16 protein-coding genes and 1 pseudogene are annotated in these 17,669 nt (G+C 64.5%); 14 read left to right on the forward strand and 3 right to left on the reverse strand.

Going from position 1 to position 17,669, the window contains the following annotated elements; all coding sequences use genetic code 11:
* From BLS34_RS05180 to BLS34_RS05200, 5 genes are all read left to right on the forward strand, one after another.
* A partial coding sequence (locus BLS34_RS05180; protein WP_139189106.1) for a transposase occupies positions 1-302 on the forward strand: 302 nt, incomplete at its 5' end.
* A gap of 411 nt (positions 303-713) precedes the next feature.
* The gene (locus BLS34_RS05185; RefSeq protein WP_093148684.1) at positions 714-1,538 is read left to right on the forward strand and encodes a MipA/OmpV family protein; all 825 of its coding nucleotides are present in this window, start codon (positions 714-716) and stop codon (positions 1,536-1,538) included.
* Between the two features lie 193 nt (positions 1,539-1,731).
* On the forward strand, positions 1,732-2,874 hold the full coding sequence (locus BLS34_RS05190; RefSeq protein WP_093148685.1) for an amidohydrolase family protein: 1,143 nt from the start codon (positions 1,732-1,734) through the stop codon (positions 2,872-2,874).
* Between the two features lie 126 nt (positions 2,875-3,000).
* Entirely contained in the window at positions 3,001-3,681 is a 681-nt protein-coding gene (locus tag BLS34_RS05195; RefSeq protein WP_028795686.1) for a winged helix-turn-helix domain-containing protein, read from the forward strand.
* A gap of 65 nt (positions 3,682-3,746) precedes the next feature.
* Positions 3,747-4,658: a sensor histidine kinase gene (locus BLS34_RS05200; protein WP_175474106.1), complete on the forward strand. Its 912-nt coding sequence runs from the start codon at positions 3,747-3,749 to the stop codon at positions 4,656-4,658.
* A 271-nt stretch (positions 4,659-4,929) separates the two neighbouring features.
* Here BLS34_RS05200 and BLS34_RS26730 read toward each other — a convergent pair.
* Positions 4,930-5,910, reverse strand: a pseudogene (locus tag BLS34_RS26730) (O-antigen ligase family protein); the annotation flags it as partial.
* Positions 5,911-5,925: 15 nt separating this feature from the next.
* Positions 5,926-7,446 carry a glycosyltransferase gene (locus BLS34_RS05210; RefSeq protein ID WP_093148690.1) on the reverse strand — a complete coding sequence of 507 codons (1,521 nt, stop codon included), beginning with the start codon at positions 7,444-7,446 and terminating at the stop codon, positions 5,926-5,928.
* A gap of 634 nt (positions 7,447-8,080) precedes the next feature.
* Here BLS34_RS05210 and BLS34_RS05220 point away from each other — a divergent pair.
* The gene (locus BLS34_RS05220) at positions 8,081-9,118 is read left to right on the forward strand and encodes an IS110 family RNA-guided transposase (protein WP_093148692.1); all 1,038 of its coding nucleotides are present in this window, start codon (positions 8,081-8,083) and stop codon (positions 9,116-9,118) included.
* 395 nt (positions 9,119-9,513) lie between these two features.
* Here BLS34_RS05220 and BLS34_RS05225 read toward each other — a convergent pair whose 3' ends face one another.
* Positions 9,514-10,212 (reverse strand): Crp/Fnr family transcriptional regulator, encoded by a 699-nt coding sequence (locus tag BLS34_RS05225; RefSeq protein ID WP_093148693.1) that lies wholly within the window; start codon positions 10,210-10,212, stop codon positions 9,514-9,516.
* Positions 10,213-10,370: 158 nt separating this feature from the next.
* Between BLS34_RS05225 and BLS34_RS05230 the strand changes: the two genes are divergently transcribed.
* The 8 genes from BLS34_RS05230 to BLS34_RS05265 all read left to right on the forward strand — a co-directional run bounded on the left by BLS34_RS05230 (position 10,371) and on the right by BLS34_RS05265 (position 17,650).
* Complete coding sequence (locus BLS34_RS05230) at positions 10,371-10,559, forward strand: periplasmic nitrate reductase, NapE protein (RefSeq protein WP_028795684.1); 189 nt, start codon at positions 10,371-10,373, stop codon at positions 10,557-10,559.
* Positions 10,556-11,104, forward strand: a complete 549-nt coding sequence (gene napF / locus BLS34_RS05235) for a ferredoxin-type protein NapF (protein ID WP_093148696.1) — start codon at positions 10,556-10,558, stop codon at positions 11,102-11,104. Before BLS34_RS05230 ends, napF begins: the two co-directional genes overlap by 4 nt.
* Entirely contained in the window at positions 11,101-11,415 is a 315-nt protein-coding gene (locus BLS34_RS05240) for a chaperone NapD (RefSeq protein ID WP_051245038.1), read from the forward strand. The genes napF and BLS34_RS05240 overlap by 4 nt, the downstream gene beginning before the upstream one ends.
* Complete coding sequence (gene napA / locus BLS34_RS05245) at positions 11,402-13,906, forward strand: nitrate reductase catalytic subunit NapA (protein WP_093148697.1); 2,505 nt, start codon at positions 11,402-11,404, stop codon at positions 13,904-13,906. The genes BLS34_RS05240 and napA overlap by 14 nt, the downstream gene beginning before the upstream one ends.
* A 21-nt stretch (positions 13,907-13,927) precedes the next feature.
* Positions 13,928-14,395 carry a nitrate reductase cytochrome c-type subunit gene (locus BLS34_RS05250; protein ID WP_028795681.1) on the forward strand — a complete coding sequence of 156 codons (468 nt, stop codon included), beginning with the start codon at positions 13,928-13,930 and terminating at the stop codon, positions 14,393-14,395.
* A gap of 10 nt (positions 14,396-14,405) precedes the next feature.
* Positions 14,406-15,005 carry a NapC/NirT family cytochrome c gene (locus BLS34_RS05255; protein WP_028795680.1) on the forward strand — a complete coding sequence of 200 codons (600 nt, stop codon included), beginning with the start codon at positions 14,406-14,408 and terminating at the stop codon, positions 15,003-15,005.
* Between the two features lie 88 nt (positions 15,006-15,093).
* Positions 15,094-16,257, forward strand: a complete 1,164-nt coding sequence (locus BLS34_RS05260) for an NnrS family protein (protein ID WP_175474108.1) — start codon at positions 15,094-15,096, stop codon at positions 16,255-16,257.
* Positions 16,258-16,498: 241 nt separating this feature from the next.
* Entirely contained in the window at positions 16,499-17,650 is a 1,152-nt protein-coding gene (locus BLS34_RS05265; protein ID WP_245701920.1) for an HPP family protein, read from the forward strand.
* The last annotated feature ends 19 nt before the right edge of the window (positions 17,651-17,669 follow it).

Consider the following 17,669-nt stretch of genomic DNA (forward strand, 5'->3'; position numbering starts at 1 on the left):
AGGTCTTGGTACCGACACTGCGGTCAGGCGACATCGTCGTGATGGATAACCTTCCGGCTCACAAGCCCGCCGCAGTCCGCGACGCGATTGAGCGGGCCGGCGCCGAGCTCCGCTTCCTGCCGCCCTACAGCCCAGACTTCAACCCGATCGAATTGGCCTTCTCCAAGATCAAGGCGCTACTCAAAAAGGCCGCCGCCCGAACCCTACAAGACCTCTGGGACGCAATCGCTCAGGCCATCGATGCCGTCACGCCGGAAGAGGCCAGAAACTACTTCACCGCTACAGGGTACGATCATGAGTGATCCGAAAACGCTCTAGAACGCGGGCATGAAGCCTAGAGCAGATCGTGCGGTGACGGGATCACCTCATGATCGCGTCAACGGGTGTGAATCTGCTCTATCTTATTGTTCTAGAGACAAATTCACCGACCATATTGAGTCATGAAACGAGTCGATATGGTCGGTTTCGGCTCCAGGTCGGCGCCCTGGCCGTCGCGGAACGCGTGCCGTCGGCACCTCGTTCGACCGGCAGCGGGGACTATCGGTGGAGTGCAAAACGCTGCCGCGACGTGCCTCTGAGGGCGCTCGGAGCGTAGACTCGCCGTCACACTTTTTTACAACTTTACGGCCTTTCTGGCACACGCGTGTGAAATGTCGCCCCCAGACTGTCCAGCATCGAGACATGAACGTCAAAGCTGAACGAGGGGCTAGGACATGAACTACATGGTTTGTCGCAAGGGCGTCGCAGCGGGATTGCTGATGGCGATCGTTGCACTCCCCGGGATCGCGTCTGCCGCGGACGACTGGGAGTTCGTGATCGGTGGCGGCTTGGGATATGGATCCAAGTACGAGGGCTCCGATGAAATGGAGGCCATGTTCCTTCCGGTGGCGGGCATTACGTGGAAGGACACCGTGTACCTTTCGACGGAAGATGGATTGGGCGCCGTCGTTTACGATGACAACAACTTTACCGTGAATGTCAGCTTCAACTACGACTGGGGTCGCGACGAAAGCGACAGTTCCGACCTGAACGGACTGGGTGACGTCGATGGCGCGGCAACGGCAAACCTGAGCCTGGAATATGACATCGGCCCCGTGACCCCGTTCATCGAACTGACCCGACATCTCGGCGGTACCAACGGACTGGAAGCGTCCTTCGGTGTCGATACCATGATCCCCCTGAGTGCCTTGACGGGCCAGGGCTCCGGGTCGGGTGCGATGGGATCTGACGACGAGGGCGCGAATGGACCGGCGTTCCTGGCCGGACTGTCCTCGACATGGTCGGACGACAAATACATGAAGAACTACTTCGGCGTTAACTCGACGCAGTCGGCACGCTCCGGCCTACAGCAGTACACGGCTAAGTCCGGCCTCAAGTCAGTCACCGCGGAACTCGCGTTCCTGTATCCGGTCAACGAGAACTGGGAGGTCATGACCATGATCGAATCCAGCCGATTGATCGGTGACGCGGCCGATAGCCCGATCAGCAAGGACGATGGTGTTGTCTTCGGCGGGCTGACCGTTTCCTACAAATTCTGAGCGGTCTTCGTGGGTCACCAGTTGACCCAATGATCCCTCACCGACCAGCAGCGACGCACGCCTCTTTGCGCAAGCATCAGCGGCAAAGGCTCGGTGCTGCGCTGACCCCTAGGTCTATGGATCCAATCGAAATTCTTGAGCAGCGAAAGCTGCGCCCAAACCGCACAGCACAAACACCGGAGCGGATACCGATATGAAGCCGATCTTAAAGTCCCTAGAGCAACTGTTGATGGGGCGCCGCGACTTTCTAGGTGGCACGGCTGCACTTGGTGTCGGTGCGGGATTGTCCGCACCCGCCATCGTCTCCCGCGCCGCCGCGGCGGAGCCGTCGGTCATCTCGTTGCGAGACCTGGACCTGCCCTTTATCGCCACGGAAGAGACCTATACCACCGACGAACTGATCGCGCTGAACGCGATCAATGACGATCACGTAGAGTACCTCAAGGAAACGGGTCTCGCCGAAATCGGCCCTGGCCGCATCGGCGCAATGGACGACGCCGGAATCAACGTTCAAATCCTCTCCGCACATACGCCGGGCGTGCAGAATCTCCCCGGCCAGGAAGGCATCGATTTCGCGTATCGTCTCAACAAGATGATTGCCGATGGCCCGATGGCCACCTATCCGGGGCGCTTCCAGGCCTACGCGACCTTGCCGCTGCAGGATCCCGAGGCATCAGCGGACGAACTGGAACGCGCCGTTCGGGAAGATGGCTTTGTGGGAGCCATGACCAATGGCTTCATTGGCAAGAGATTCCTGGACCATCCCGATTTCGAGCCGGTTCTGGCGCGGGCCGAGGCACTCGGGGTGCCGATATACCTGCATCCCGGCTTCCCGCCTGATGAAGTCTTCGACATCTACTACCGCATTACGCGGCCGGAATATAACAAAGAGTATCAAGACTACATCTTCAGCGGTTCAGGATATGGGTGGCACCAGGAAGTCATTACGCAATGCCTTCGCCTGATCATGACTGGAGCGTTCGACAGATTCCCCAAACTGCAGATGATTATCGGCCACATGGGCGAGGGCCTTCCATTCTTCTACGAACGTATCGTGGGGGATATGGGCGACGTGGCCGAAGGTGCGCTGAACAAGCCTCTCGGGCAATACTTCAATGACAATTTCTGGTACACAACCAGTGCGTTCTTCCAAGATGAACTGCTTCATCTTCTGCTGAGGTACATCAGCGTGGATCGAGTGATGTTTGGCACGGATTACCCGTTTGCGGACATGAAGCAAGGAACCAACTGGTTTCGGGCGGTGGACCTGCCCCGTGAGGCCAAGGAAAAAATCGCGTTCCGAAATGCCGAAAAGCTGTTCGGCATAAAGGTCTGACTTATCGGCCTCGGCAGGCGCTCGCTCTCGGTGCGGGACCGCGCCGGATTGACGGCGTCGCGGAGCCGGGAGACGTGGCGGCCGAGGTCCCTCCGCCGAGCCGTGCTGTCTGAATCGAGGCTGACCATGAGATCTCTGCTTATCGAAGATGACGCGAAATCCGGCGCCTATATTGCCTCAAGCCTGCGCGAGATCGGGCACGTCGTCGACCATCTGGAGAACGGTCGCGACGGCCTTCTCCAGGCGACCGTGGGCGATTACGACGTTCTGATCGTCGACCGGATGCTCCCCGAGCTGGACGGCCTCGCGCTGGTCCGCACTCTGCGCGGCGCCAGGATTCTGACGCCGATACTCTTTTTAACCGCGATGGATGGCGTCAACGACAGAGTCGAAGGCTTGAATGCCGGAGCTGATGATTATCTCGCCAAACCGTTCTCGTTCGCCGAGCTCTCCGCCCGTATCAGCGCTCTAGCGCGACGTCCGTGCTTGCGCGAGGAGGTCAGCGTTCTGACGGTCGGGGATCTTCAGATGGACCTCATTCGCCGGATCGTCAGCCGGGCGGGTCAGCCAATCGATCTGCAACGTCGCGAGTTCGTCCTGCTGGAGCACCTCATGCGCACCGCCGGTCGGGTCCAGACGAGGACGATGCTGCTGGAGGCCGTCTGGGACATTCAATTCGATCCGCAGACCAATGTGGTCGAGAGTCATGTCAGCCGCCTGCGAAGCAAGATCGACAGGCCGTACGGCACGGAGATGATCCGAACGGTGCGCGGCGCAGGCTATGTCTTGCAGCCGGGCGGGCGCTGATGACTGGGAAAGGCTTGCACCGGCTACTGATGTGTTCCGGCCTGGGGTGGGTCGGCGCACCCGTCATGCGTCTGTTCCTGACCGCCAACGCGCCCGCCCCCCGACTCACCGGGCCCGCGACATCTACGGCCCTAGCGGCTGCCGGCACTATCTGGTTCTCGTCCCGAACGGAAAGGCGAATTGTTGCTATCGGCAAGGCGCTGGATGCCGTGGCGGCGGGAGATCTGCGACGAAGACTGCCGGTTGGATCCGCAAGCGATGACCTCGATCGGGTCGCGCACGCCGTCAACAGGATGCTCGACCAACTTGCCGAAACGATGGAGGGTCTGCGTCAGGTCTCGGCTGATATCGCCCACGACCTTCGCACACCGCTGAGCCGGCTCCGGACCACGCTGGAGGGTATGGAAGGACCGGCCACCAAGGATGCTCTGGAGCAGCTCGACTCCATCATCCATGTCTTTCACTCCATACTACAGATTGCCCAGATTGAGGCTGGGTCGCCCCGTGGCCGCTTCGCTCCGATCGATCTCGCGGTCCTGTGCCGTACCGTGGAGGAACTCTACCAGCCGATCCTGGAAGCCGACGGGCGCCCGTTTAGCGTCGAGATCTGCGCGTCCGCAGCCACTTGGGTCGCCGGCGACCGCGATCTGCTGATGCAAATGATCGCGAACCTCCTCGATAACGCGCTCCGCCATACACCGCCCGAAACCGGTATCGCGATCCGCCTCGCGCATAAGCCGATCGGCCAACTCCTCCTGGAGGTAACGGACCGCGGGCCGGGCGTTCCGGAAGCGGAACGGGATAAGGTATTTCGCCGATTGTACCGGTTGGAGCGGAGTCGCAACTCCGAAGGCAGCGGCCTTGGGTTGTGTCTCGTAGCGGCCGTCGTTTCTCTGCACCGCTCGACGATCCGCCTGTCCGACAATGACCCGGGATTGAAGGTGTCAATCGTTCTACCGGCGATCGATCCCGGTTGAGCCCCGGCTCAGGGCCGTTGCCGGACGGAACGGGTTCCGTGGACGCGGGGGTCCGATAGCCGGCGGCGAACCGGAAGAGCAGCGCGGTCGCGGCCAACGCGGCCCACCAGGAATCCGTCGTCACCTCGAAGTTCACCGCGGACACCACGAGCGCGCTGGCGAGCGCGGCGTGCGCGAACGGCTGGCTCTGCCTCGGCATCCGGGAGACCCGACGCACGATCAAGAGAACGAAGGACAGTGCGATACAGACGGAAATCCCACCGCCATACACCCAGAGCTCGATCCACTGATTGTGCGGATAGATACCGGCTTCGGCCACCTGCGAGAAGCCGACCAGCTCCTCGGGGGTAACCGGGATCTGCTTGGCGGTGGAGAAACCCCAACCCGCCCAAGGCCGCTCCACTATCCGGGCACTCATGTAATCCCAGATTTCCAAACGGTGCAGCCAGGATCGCTCGAGACCACTGGTCGCCGAGGCAGCGTATGGGAACGTCCACCTGATAACTGCCGGTCCCATCCACGCCGCCACCGGCAGTCCGACCCAGAACGCCGTTGTGACCAGACGCGGCCGCCACAGGGTCACCAAGAGCACCAGCGTACCGGCGGCCAGCTGAAGCTTGGCTCCGGCACTCTGCGAGAGAAACGTCAGCACGACGAGGGGCAGCGCGGCCGCGACAGCGCCGGTCCAGCCCAAACGGTTGCGCACTGCGAGCAAGATCGGCCAGGCAAGCACAGCCAGATAGGCAATGCCCCGGTTATAGTCGCTCGGAGCCCAATCCGCGGCACCAGGTGCGAGGATGGCAAGTAGTCGGTGTTCGGTCGCCAGATCCACGGCGGCCAGAGCGGAACCAGTCGGCAGTCCGATCGCTGCGACCAGAAGTGCGATACGGCGATGCGGCTCAGCGAACGTCCTGTCGTCACACCCGAAGGCCAGCAGTCCCAGCGTTCCTGCTGAAATCAGCGCCATCTGCATGATGCCGTCCAACGACGCTATGGGATCGATACTCCAAATCGTGCTCGCTGCGGACCAGATCAAGAATGCTGCGCAGAGCCAGGCGAGAGGAGGGTCGATGCGTACTGGAGGGTCCATTGAGCGGGGCTGCACCACGGCCAGCACCACTGCCAGCACGAAAATAATCGGCGCATAGGCGGCGCCGTTGATGAGGCCTAACGTCGGCAATAGGACACAAGCCAGTGCGACAGCAATGGCGGAGATATGGCGTCTTCCGGCTACGCCGTTGCGGAAAAGCATCTTGGCCGCGCCGTATCAGTCGGCCGGTGACGGATGGGATCGCGCGAGGTTCTCGGTCCGGGCGCGGTATGGATTGTCCAGCAACGTCAGTAGGCGGTCACAAATGGTCGCGTCCCACTTCGCCAAAGCCTCCCGGTCACCTTCGGCCAGCGTAGCGTCGAGCTGATCCGCATCCAGGATGAGGACCGATCGGCCGCATACTTGGCGGTCTACGAGCCGTCGCAATCCCGAGAGTTCAACCAGTGCCGCATCGCGCGCCAGCGATGTGTCCTGTCCTTCGTCATATGTCCAATACGCGATTGCGGCGAGCACCGCCGCCGAGATCCGCCGGGCATCCGCACCGGGCTCGCTCTTCAGCATCTCTGCAGTCACTGCCGAGATCAGACGAGCGTTGAGTTCCGACACATCGATCCGCACCTGTCCGCTGGTTGCCACCCGCCGATAAATGGCCAGGAGATTGCCCAGCACCCGCTCGCGTGAGAACTGCTGCACATACTTGCGGTATCCGGCGTCAACCAACCGCGCAACGAGATCACGGTCCTGCGACAGCCGGTTCACCGCCGATGCCAGCTCCGCAGGCCCGTCGAACGGTACAACCAGGGCGTCCTCTCCATCGACCACGTATTGACGTGGGCCGTCCGCCGGCGTCGTGATCAAAGGGCGACGCATCGACCATGCCTCGGCGATGACGGTTCCGAACGGTTCGTACCGGCTCGGCAGAAGACAGATGTCGCAGAGCTCCAGCAACGCGCGCCGATCGGTCCGCCAGCCGAGAAAGCGGACCCGATCCGACACGCCCAGAGTGGTCGCCAGGCGCTGATATCGGAGCATTTCCGGCCCATCGCCGGCTAGCAGCAGGACCGCATCGGGAAGATGGCGAATGGCCTCGATCGCGGTGTCGATACCCTTCTTTTGATGCATCCTGGACAGCATCAGCAGGACCGTCGCAGCTGGTGCGATCGCCAAGTCGTCACGCAGTATGGGGGGATCGTCGCGCAAGGTGCCGAAGGTGTGGCAGAGGTAGGTTCGTCCGTGACCATCGCAGGTCGCGCGGATGTGCCGGCAGATGTCCGGGGTCACTCCGATAAAGGCGTCGCAGTGCCCAAAATACTTTGCCGAATAGTACCCTCCCATCCATCCCACCACCGGGCACGGCATCTCGGCGGCACCGACACCGGACCTGGGCACGAAGGATGCCGCTCGCGCCATCCAGGCGTGGACGATGTCCGGACCCCAGTCCTCTGCCACGGATCGGACCCTGGCTTGACCGCCGAGATGCCGCGAGACCTGGGAGAACGACATCGTGACGGTCGGCAGACCCAACGCGGTCATCCGCTGCACGGTCAGGTCATGCGGCCTGCAGATGACCTTTTGCTCCACACCCAGATCCGCCAGGGCCTCGATCGCGTCCAAGGCGAAAGTCTCCGCTCCGCCAGTGGAGGCTCCCGCGATCACATGCAACACGCGCAAGCCCGTCACATCTTGGGGGTGGCGATTAGAGCTGGCACGAGACCGTGCGGAACATCGGTAAGGCATCAAGGTGCTCCCCGCGGGCCCGACTGAGACAGGGGTCCGGCCATCCCAAGCGACTGGTGGAGATCGGGGAAAGAGGCCAGAGACACAGCATGGCCGGACCGCCGCACTGTCGGCGGCGAACCTCACGTTCGTATGGCTTCAGGATTACCGATTTGTATAGAGTCCCGGGGCGGAACCGCTGGCCTTGGTTGGTCACCTAAATGGCTCAACTCAGATCGCCCAATGGTGGCGGCGCTCCTGGGGCAGTAGGAATGGCGCCCTGAACGTCCGAGGCTCATTCTGCCTAAAGTAGCTCCTCCTACGTCACGCAATGGTCGACCCAGATCGGGCTTAGAGTGCGATCCGCTCAGAGATTGTCGGTTTTGCGGTATATCTGAGCGGCTTACATGCGTCGGAACGTGTGGGTTCCGTAGGCTGAACTGTCGAGCCCGGCACTCTCCACCGAGGTATGAACGATCCGGGCATACTGCCGCTCTTCCAACGCGCAGGGCGATCTGCCGTCGACCCGATGCGGTCGTTCGACGTACCGGCTCCGTGCGACCCATATCAGATGAGGTGGATGGCTCCCGCTCCCGGCATCGTAGTGCCACAGTGGGTTGGCTATCAGGCAACCCGAGCGATGGAGCCATCCACCATGCAGATTACCACTGTCGGCCTCGATCTGGCCAAGCACGTGTTCCAGGTTCATGGCGTTGACGCGTCTGGTGACGTTGTTCTGCGCAAGACGTTGCGGCGCTCGCAGGTCGTACCGTTCTTCTCAAAGCTGCCTCCTTGTCTGGTCGGCATCGAGGCGTGCGGGACGTCGCATCATTGGGCGCGCGTGTTGACGCAGCTCGGCCACGAGGTCCGGCTGATGCCGCCGGCTTACGTGAAGCCCTATGTGAAGCGCGGCAAGAACGATGCGGCCGACGCGGAGGCGATCTGCGAAGCGGTGACACGCCCGACCATGCGGTTCGTGGCCATCAAGTCCGCCGAACAACAGGCAGCCCTGTCGCTGCACCGGTCCCGCAATCTTCTGGTCAAGCAGCGCACGCAACTGGTCAACATGCTCCGCGGGCTCCTGGCGGAGTTCGGCATCGATATCCCCGAGGGACTGGAACGCGCCCTCGGGCTGGCGCACCGGATCGCATCGAAGGACACAACACCCGACGTACCTCCGACGGCCGTTCAGATCCTCGAGCTGCTCAGCGCCCAGGCGCTCGACACCCATCTCCGGGTGCAGACGATCGACCGCGCGATCCTGGCCCTGCAGAGGAGCGATGAGATGGCCCGGCGGCTAGCGACCATCCCGGGCATCGGTCCGGTCGCCTCGACGGCCTTTGCCGCCTCCGTCGCCAACCCGGCGCAGTTCCGCTCCGGCCGGGAGTTCGCCGCCTGGCTGGGGCTCACTCCCTCGCAGAACTCCAGCGGCGGCAAGGACAGGCTCGGCCGCATCACCAAGATGGGCGATCGGTATCTACGCAAACTCCTGGTGCTCGGGGCGACATCCATGATCCGCCGGGCCAAACACAAGCCCGAGGCGACGGATCCGCGCATCCTCGCGTTGCTTGCCCGCAAGCCGACGCGGGTGGCCAGTGTCGCCCTGGCCAACAAGATGGCCCGCGTGATCTGGGCGCTGATGAACCGCGGCGAGGTCTACCAGGCGCGCCATGCCCCGCTCGGCGCTGCATAGCAATACCGGGAACAGAACGAGCCACCTAACGGCTCAAGGAAGTTGTGAGAGCGACGCGATGTGATGGCGAAACCGGTCAGGCCGGAAACAGGGACAACCCGTCCAACGTCCGAGGCGTCATAGCCTGCTTAGCAGATAGGGACCCTGTTCGCCGACCCCATCAGGGCCAGCAGTCTCCAACGGCTGCATCAACAGGCCGGACAGAAGACTGCACCCGACCAACGCGCCGACATCGAAAAACCTCTTGCAACCAGGGAGCCATCCACAGAGGACGTTGGAGGTCTATGAGCCGTTCAGCCCCAAGAGTGGACGTTCAACGTAACGGTATGTTGGAACATACAATCGTTCAAAACACGAACGTCGGTGCCCGGGTTAGCCGACGCATCCAGATACGACTAACCCGACGAGAGGCGTCCTAAAGTGCCCGAACCCAGCGCATTCTCCAGAACCTTAGGATCGTCGATCGTGACCCGGTTGCGGTCGATCGAGATCCCATGGCAGCCGAGCTTCGCCAGATTTCGGGAGAGGCTCTCCGGCTGCATGCCAAGGCGCTGGGCGATCAGGCTCTTGTCGTAGGGAAGCTCGAAGGTCGAGCGCGCCTTCCGCCCGTTCGGGCAACATGTCAGCAGAAAGGCGGCGATCCGCTCCGTGGCGGTGCGGGTCTTCAGCTGCTCGACTTCGACGGTCAGGGCGCGCAAGTGCATGGCCAGGGACGCGATCATGCCCGTGGCCACCCGCGGAGAGGCGGCCAACAGACGCTCGAAGGCCGCGCGATCGATGGAGACCAGCCGCGCATCCTCCGCCACTTCGCCGCTGGCCGGAAACGCGCTGTCCAGGAACAGGGCCGCCTCGGCCAGGGTTTCTCCCGGCCCGAAGACCCGGATGACGACACGCTGACCCGTGTTGGTGTCGCGGAACAGGGTCACCCAGCCGCTGATGACGAGATACAGGCGGTCCATCGGCTCGCCCTCGTGGAACAGCGGGGTCCCCTTGGCCAGTGTCTGTTCCCGAACGATCGGAATCAGGGCGTCGATCTCGCGATCGGAAAGGCGGGAGAACAGTGTCGCGGCCCTGAGATCGTCGGCGGCAAGCATGAATGCAGCGCCCCGTGGCTCGGTGAGACCGCCAGGAAATCGATCCACTTGACCAAAGTCAAGGCGGGTGCGCTGCCGCAGGCGTAAGGTCTGCACCAACAAACGGCGTGCTGTCGCCGAAAGAACAAGAGCCACGCGACCAGGGAGGGCTCGGGTTGATGACCGACCTTGAGAGCAGTGTCGGGCGAGCGGAACCGCCGGCAACCCGCAACCGCGAGATCACGGCGTTTCTGGTGACCACCTTCCTCGTTTTCCCGGGGCTGGCCGTCGGGTTCGTCGGAGCCTACGGATTCGTCATCTGGATCTCGCAGATGATTCTCGGCCCACCGGGGCCGCCCGCGGGATGAGCCGCTCGAGGACATCGACGCCCGCGCAGCCGGCCGGACCGGACCGGGCGCGGCGTGCCTTTCTGCGAGGCGCCTTCCTTGCGGGTGGAGCGGACGCGACGCCTGAGCCGCTGCGACCGCCCTGGACCGACGACGGACGTGTGCTCGACGCCTGCACCCGGTGTGGCGACTGTCTGCGCGCCTGTCCCGAAGGCATCCTGATTGCCGGCGACGGCGGCTTTCCCGAGGTCGATTTCGGCGCCGGATCCGGCACATGCACATTCTGCGGGGCCTGCGCCGGGGCCTGTCGGGCCGAGGTGTTCGAGCCCGCCCGCAACCCTGCCTGGACCGTAACAGCCGTTATTTCCGAGCAGCGCTGCCTCGCCGTCGCCGGGGTCCATTGCGAGACCTGCCGCGATGCCTGCGGAGAGGCGGCCGTGCGGTTCCGACCGCGGCTCGGCGGGCCGCCGCGCCCGGAACTGGAGCCGGACCGGTGCACCGGCTGCGGGGCCTGCGCTGGAACCTGCCCGGCCGACGCCATCACCCTGCAACCGGAGGCAGCATGAGCGCCGAATGCCACATCGCCAGCCTGCTGATCCAGTGCCGCCCGACGGCACTGGAAGCGCTGGCCGCCACGATCGGGGCCGAGCCCGGGGTCGAGGTGCCGATCACGGATCCGACGGGCACCCTGATCGCCATGCTGGAGAGCCCCGATCAGGGGACGATCGCCGATCTGGCACACCGGTTCACCGGCCTCGCCGGCGTACTGAGCTGCAATCTGGTTTTCCACGGCATCGACGGGGAGGCGGGTCAGCCCGATCCGACCGCGCTTGCCGGGAACGGGAAGGCTGAGGGAGTGGACGATGAGCGAGCTTAAGACGAGCAGACGGGACGTTCTCAAGGCGCAGGCGCTTCTCGCCGCGACGGCGGCCGCGGGATTGCCGGCGCCGGCCGCGGCCCAGAACCTGGTCACCGACCGGTCGCAGACGGATCTGAAATGGTCGAAGGCGCCCTGCCGGTTCTGCGGCACCGGCTGTTCGGTGATGGTCGCCACCAAGGAGAACCGGGTGGTGGCCACTCACGGCGACGCCAAGTCCGAGGTGAACCGCGGCCTGAACTGCGTGAAGGGCTATTTTCTGTCGAAGATCATGTATGGCCGCGATCGCCTGACCACACCCCTGCTGCGGATGCGGAACGGGGCGTTCGCCAAGGACGGCGCGTTCACGCCGGTGAGCTGGGATCAGGCCTTCGACATCATGGCGGAGAAGTTCAAGAAGGCGCTGTCCGAGAAGGGACCGACCGCCGTCGGCATGTTCGGCTCGGGCCAGTGGACCGTCTGGGAAGGCTACGCTGCGTCCAAGCTGTTCAAGGCCGGCTTCCGCTCGAACAACATCGACCCGAACGCCCGTCACTGCATGGCGTCGGCGGTCGGAGGCTTCATGCGCACCTTCGGCATGGACGAGCCGATGGGCTGCTACGACGACATCGAGGCGGCGGATGCCTTCTTCCTGTGGGGCTCGAACATGGCGGAGATGCACCCGATCCTGTGGACCCGGGTGACCGACCGCCGGCTCAGCGCGCCCCATGTGAAGGTCGGCGTCCTGTCGACCTTCGAGCACCGCTGCTTCGACCTCGCCGACATCGCGATGGTGTTCAAGCCGCACTCCGATCTGGTGCTGCTCAACTTCATCGCCAACCACATCATCCAGACCGGCCGCGTGAACCGGAATTTCGTGGACAAGCACACGATCTTCCGGCGCGGCAATACGGATATCGGCTACGGCCTGCGTCCGGAGCATCCGTTGGAAATGGCCGCCAAGAACGCCAACGCCGTCGGCGGCTCCACGGCCATGACTTTCGACGAATTCGCCGAGTTCGTCTCCGAATACACCCTGGACAAGGCACATGAGATGTCCGGGGTGCCGAAGGAACGGCTGCTGGAGATGGCCGAGCTCTACGCCGATCCGACGGTCAAGGTGACGTCTTTCTGGACCATGGGCTTCAACCAGCACACCCGCGGCGTCTGGGCCAACAACCTGATCTACAACATCCACCTGCTTACCGGAAAGATCGCCGAGCCCGGGAACAGCCCGTTCTCGCTGACCGGTCAACCGTCGGCCTGCGGCACCGCCCGCGAGGTCGGGACCTTTTCCCATCGCCTGCCGGCCGATCTGGTCGTCACCAATCCGGAGCACCGGGCGACAGCCGAGAAGATCTGGAAGCTGCCGGCCGGGACCATTCCGGACAAGCCGGGCTATCACGCGGTTCTGCAGAACCGGAAGCTCAAGGACGGCGCGCTCAACGCCTACTGGGTCCAGGTCAACAACAACATGCAGGCCGCGCCGAACATGATGGAGGAGACCCTCCCGGGTTACCGCAATCCGGAGAACTTCATCGTCGTGTCCGACGCCTATCCGACGGTCACCTGCGAGGCCGCCGACCTGATCCTGCCCACCGCCATGTGGGTGGAGAAGGAGGGGGCCTACGGCAATGCCGAGCGCCGCACCCAGTTCTGGCACCAGCTGGTCGACGCGCCCGGAGAGTCGCGCTCCGACCTCTGGCAGCTCGTCGAGTTTTCCAAGCGTTTCCGCGTGGACGAGGTCTGGCCGGAGGAACTGGTCTCCCAGATGCCCGAGTACCGGGACAAGACCCTCTACGACGTGCTCTTCGCCAACGGGCAGGTGGACCGGTACCCGCTGGAGGAGACCGCCGACGATTACGTCAACCGGGAGGCCGAGGCGTTCGGCTTCTACATCCAGAAGGGCCTGTTCGAGGAATATGCCGCGTTCGGACGTCATCACGGCCACGACCTGGCACCGTTCGACGCCTATCACGCCGCGCGCGGCCTGCGCTGGCCCGTGGTGGACGGGCAGGAGACGCGGTGGCGCTACCGCGAGGGCCACGACCCCTATGTCACCGCCGGGGCGGGCGTGGAGTTCTACGGCCACAAGGACGGCCGGGCGCGGATCTTCGCTCTGCCGTACGAGCCGCCGGCGGAAAGCCCCGACGAGGAGTATCCGTTCTGGCTGTCGACCGGCCGGGTGCTGGAGCACTGGCACTCCGGCTCGATGACCCAACGCGTGCCGGAACTCTACAAGGCGGTGCCGGACGCGGTCTGCTACATGCACCCGGAGGACGCCCGTTCCATGAACCTGCGCCGCGGCGACGAGATCGCGGTGATCTCCCGCCGCGGCCGCATGCGGACCCGGATCGAGACCCGCGGGCGCAACCGACCGCCGCAGGGGTTGGTCTTCGTGCCCTGGTTCGATGCCAGCCAGCTCATCAACAAGGTGACGCTCGACGCCACCGACCCGATCTCGAAGCAGACGGACTTCAAGAAGTGCGCCGTCCGCATCGAGAAGGTCTGACATAGGGATCGGGAGGGAACCATGCTGCGAATCCTGGCCGCCGCCGCCCTTATCCTCGCGGGGCTGACCTCGGTCGCCCTGACCCAGGAAACCCGGCCGCCTGAGGTGGCGGGTCTGCGGGGTACCGCGCCACTGGCCGACAACAGCGACTCGCCCCGCATGCCCCGGGTCGAGGACGGCGCCATGCGCCGGGTGCGGAACTATCCCGAACAGCCGCCGACCATCCCGCATCACATCGACGGCTATCAGGTGGACCGCAACGCCAACCAGTGCCTGTCCTGCCATGCCCGCGCCCGCACCGGAGAAAGCGGCGCGCCCATGGTCAGCATCACCCATTTCATGGATCGGGAGGGCCAGTTCCTGGCGACGGTCTCGCCCCGGCGCTACTTCTGCAACCAGTGCCATGTTCCGCAGGTCGACGCCCGTCCGCCGGTCGAGAACGACTTCGTCGATATCGACTCGCTGATCAACCCCACCGGAAGACAGTAGGCGGCCGGTCATGCGCAAGATACTGACACTGCTGCGGACCTACTGGCGGACCCTCAGCCGCCCGGCGGTCCATCTCAGTCTCGGCACCCTCACGGTCGGCGGCTTCCTGGCCGGAATCGTGTTCTGGGGCGGTTTCAATACGGCGCTGGAGGCGACCAACACGGAGACCTTCTGCATCGGCTGCCACGAGATGCGCGACAACGTCTATGCGGAACTGCAGACCACCGTGCACTTCACCAACCCCTCGGGCGTGCGGGCGACCTGTCCCGACTGCCACGTGCCGCACGACTGGACCGACAAGATCGCCCGCAAGATGCAGGCCTCCAAGGAGGTGTGGGGGACGATCTTCGGGACGATCGACACCCGCGACGAGTTCCTGGAGGAAAGGCTGCGGTTGGCGAAGCACGAATGGTACCGCCTGAAGACCAACGACTCGCTGGAATGCAGGAACTGCCACAGCGAGGAGTCCATGGACTTCACGCGGCAGAGTCGCCGGGCGGCCGATGCGCACCAGTCCCTGTTGGTCCCCGGCGAGAAGACCTGCATCGACTGCCACAAGGGCATCGCCCACGAACTGCCGGACATGTCGGGGGTCGAGGGGTGGCAATAGGATCGACGCGGCGGCTCCGGGCAGCGCACGCTATCGGGCGATGACCGGCGACAGGTCGCCGGCCGCAAAGGGACCGGGCGAGGGGAGGTTGGCTTTCCTCTCCCTTGGCTTCCGGCCGTTCTTCCTGCTGGCCGCCGTCTGGGCGGCGGTGGCGGTCGCACTCTGGATCGCCGTCTATGAGGGGCGGCTGACGTTGCCGGGCCCGGCGGATCCGCTGGCCTGGCATGCCCATGAACTGCTGTTCGGCTATCTCTGGGCGGTGCTGGCCGGCTTTCTGCTGACCGCGCTGCCATCCTGGACGAAGCGGCCGCCGGTCTCCGGCACGCCGCTCGCGGTCCTGGCGGGTTTGTGGGTCCTCGGCCGCGGGGCGATGCTGCTGCCGGGGCTTGCCCTACCGCAGGCCGGGCTTGTGGCGCTGCTGTTTCCGGTCGCCTTTGCCGCCGTTGTCCTGCGCGAGATCATCGGCGGCGGAAGCCGGCGCAACCTGCCGGTCGGCCTCGCGATCGTGGTGCTGGTCCTGGCGCAGATCGGATTCCTGGCCGAAAACGTGCTGCTCGGCTACGCGCCCTACACGCCCCGGCTCGCGATCGCCGTGATGGTCATGCTCGTCTCTCTGATCGGCGGCAGGGTGACGCCGAATTTCACGGCGAACTGGCTGCGGTCGAGCGAACGCGACTCGGAACCGGCACCGTTCGGAACCCTGGACCGTCTTGTCGTGTTCGCCGGCGCGGTGGCGCTGGTGCTCTGGATCCTTCAGCCGGGCGCGCCGCCCTGGCTGGAGCGGACGGCCGGCGTAGCGCTGGCCGTGGCCGGCATCGGACATCTGGTCCGGCAGGCGCGCTGGTCGCCGTTCGCTGTCCGTCGCGCGCCGCTGCTGGCTGTTCTGCATCTCGGATACTTCTTCGTCCCGCTGGGCTTTGTGCTTGGCGCCTCGGCCGTGTTCCGGCCGGGCTGGATCGACGGCGCCACCGCCCTGCATGCCTGGACCGTGGGTGCCTTCGGATTGATGCCGATCGCCATCATGGTGCGCGCAACCCGGGGGCACTCCGGTCTGCCGCTAACCGCGCCACCGGCCACGGTCGTCGTCTTCGGCGCGATCCTGGCGGCAACGCTCCTGCGCCTTGGAGCCGGTGCCGGGCTGATCGATCCGGCCCTTGGGCTCCGTCTCGCGGGCCTGTGCTGGTCGCTCGGATTCCTCGGCTTCCTTGGGCTCTACGGCCGGATCTGCATCGTCAAGTCCGCCCCGCACTAACAGGAGCATGGGCCTTCCGTCTCACCCTCCGCGCGCCGCAGAGGGGATCTGGTACGGAAACGCCTTGCAGGACGAAGCCCCCACGCTCTACTGAGCACACCGAGCCATTGAGTGCCGCGCCCTGCGGTCGCGGCTGCGACGGAGACCGACGCCCGATCCGCTGGGTGTCGGGTCAGGCGGTCTTCATGAAAACAACCCTGCCTCTGCGACCGCCGTTTCCGGGGAGTGAAAAGGAATTAGGTTGAGTATCCTGCGAGCGCTTGGGCCGGTTGTGGCCCGCACGTCGTCGATGGAACCCCTCCGGGCTGGGTTCGGGGCCCTGCTGGGCCTGGGACTGGTCGGTCAGTTTATCTTGTCTCCGACCGTCGATCTGACGGATGGGCTGTACCTCGTGGCGCCGCTTGGTGCGACGTCGGTGCTCCTGTTCGCCGTGCCGAACAGTCCGCTTGCCCAGCCCTGGTCCGCGATCGTCGGGAATACCGTTGCCGCTCTGGTCGCCGTCTCCGTCTGTATGGTCGTGAGTGATCCGGTTGCCCGAATAGCGCTGTCCGTCGGACTTGCGGTCTTCGCCACAATCGGCTGTCGCGCGGTCCATCCGCCTGCGGGTGCCGTCGCGATGACCGCCGCAATGAGCCCAGACGCAATGGAGCGACTGGGATTCTGGTTTGCCCTCGCCCCCATCGCGACCGGCACGATCGCGCTGGTGCTCGTCGCGATCGCCTACGCGCGGATCACGGGGCGCCGGTACCCGTTCCGTCAGTTCGACGATCCGCACTCGAAGGAATCCGGTGACACGGACCCTGCGGAGCGGCTGGGGCTGTCTGAGCAGGACCTGACCGACATCCTGGAACGCTACCGGCAGTCGTTCAATCTCGGCGTCAAGGACCTTGCCCGTCTGATCGGCGCCGCGGAAGTTCAGGTGGCAACCCAGCAAGCCGGTCCGCTCACCGCCGCCGATATCATGTCGAGGAATCTGACAACCGTGAGACTGACGACCCCGCTCGGGGACGTCGCCGACCTGTTCAAGCGACACCGCTTCACTTCGCTCCCCGTCATTGATTCCGACGCCAGGTTCCTCGGAGTGATCTTCCAGATACATCTGATCGGCCGTGCGCGAGACGATGCCTTGCGTCTCGATCGCGGTTTCGCACCCGCTCTGCGGCGGCTGGTTGACCGCGCGCGCGGCAGGCCGGTTCTGGCGGGAGATATCATGAGTGCGACCGGCCCTCGGGCCGTAGCCACGACCCCGCTGAGTGTCCTTCTGGCGATGATGGGCGACCGGGATGTCGATGCGGTGCCGGTGCTCGACTGTGGAAAGCTCATCGGGATCGTCACCCGAACCGATCTGATCGCGGCGATGGCGCGCCGCATCGCGAGAACCCCGTCCGGCTAAGCCACACACGTCTCCTGTC

Source organism: Thalassobaculum litoreum DSM 18839 (assembly GCF_900102465.1).
GTDB classification, from domain to species: domain Bacteria; phylum Pseudomonadota; class Alphaproteobacteria; order Thalassobaculales; family Thalassobaculaceae; genus Thalassobaculum; species Thalassobaculum litoreum.

What these genes read in the sequence shown, in the direction of transcription:
- napF (WP_093148696.1), top strand. Translation starts at nt 10,556, where the DNA reads ATGAGCCGCTCGAGGACATCGACGCCCGCGCAGCCGGCCGGACCGGAC.
- BLS34_RS05195 (WP_028795686.1), top strand. Translation starts at nt 3,001, where the DNA reads ATGAGATCTCTGCTTATCGAAGATGACGCGAAATCCGGCGCCTATATT.
- BLS34_RS05250 (WP_028795681.1), top strand. Translation starts at nt 13,928, where the DNA reads ATGCTGCGAATCCTGGCCGCCGCCGCCCTTATCCTCGCGGGGCTGACC.
- BLS34_RS05225 (WP_093148693.1), bottom strand. Translation starts at nt 10,212, where the DNA reads ATGCTTGCCGCCGACGATCTCAGGGCCGCGACACTGTTCTCCCGCCTT.
- BLS34_RS05230 (WP_028795684.1), top strand. Translation starts at nt 10,371, where the DNA reads ATGACCGACCTTGAGAGCAGTGTCGGGCGAGCGGAACCGCCGGCAACC.
- BLS34_RS05220 (WP_093148692.1), top strand. Translation starts at nt 8,081, where the DNA reads ATGCAGATTACCACTGTCGGCCTCGATCTGGCCAAGCACGTGTTCCAG.
- BLS34_RS05255 (WP_028795680.1), top strand. Translation starts at nt 14,406, where the DNA reads ATGCGCAAGATACTGACACTGCTGCGGACCTACTGGCGGACCCTCAGC.
- napA (WP_093148697.1), top strand. Translation starts at nt 11,402, where the DNA reads ATGAGCGAGCTTAAGACGAGCAGACGGGACGTTCTCAAGGCGCAGGCG.
- BLS34_RS05200 (WP_175474106.1), top strand. Translation starts at nt 3,747, where the DNA reads ATGCGTCTGTTCCTGACCGCCAACGCGCCCGCCCCCCGACTCACCGGG.
- BLS34_RS05240 (WP_051245038.1), top strand. Translation starts at nt 11,101, where the DNA reads ATGAGCGCCGAATGCCACATCGCCAGCCTGCTGATCCAGTGCCGCCCG.
- BLS34_RS05210 (WP_093148690.1), bottom strand. Translation starts at nt 7,446, where the DNA reads ATGCCTTACCGATGTTCCGCACGGTCTCGTGCCAGCTCTAATCGCCAC.
- BLS34_RS05185 (WP_093148684.1), top strand. Translation starts at nt 714, where the DNA reads ATGAACTACATGGTTTGTCGCAAGGGCGTCGCAGCGGGATTGCTGATG.
- BLS34_RS05190 (WP_093148685.1), top strand. Translation starts at nt 1,732, where the DNA reads ATGAAGCCGATCTTAAAGTCCCTAGAGCAACTGTTGATGGGGCGCCGC.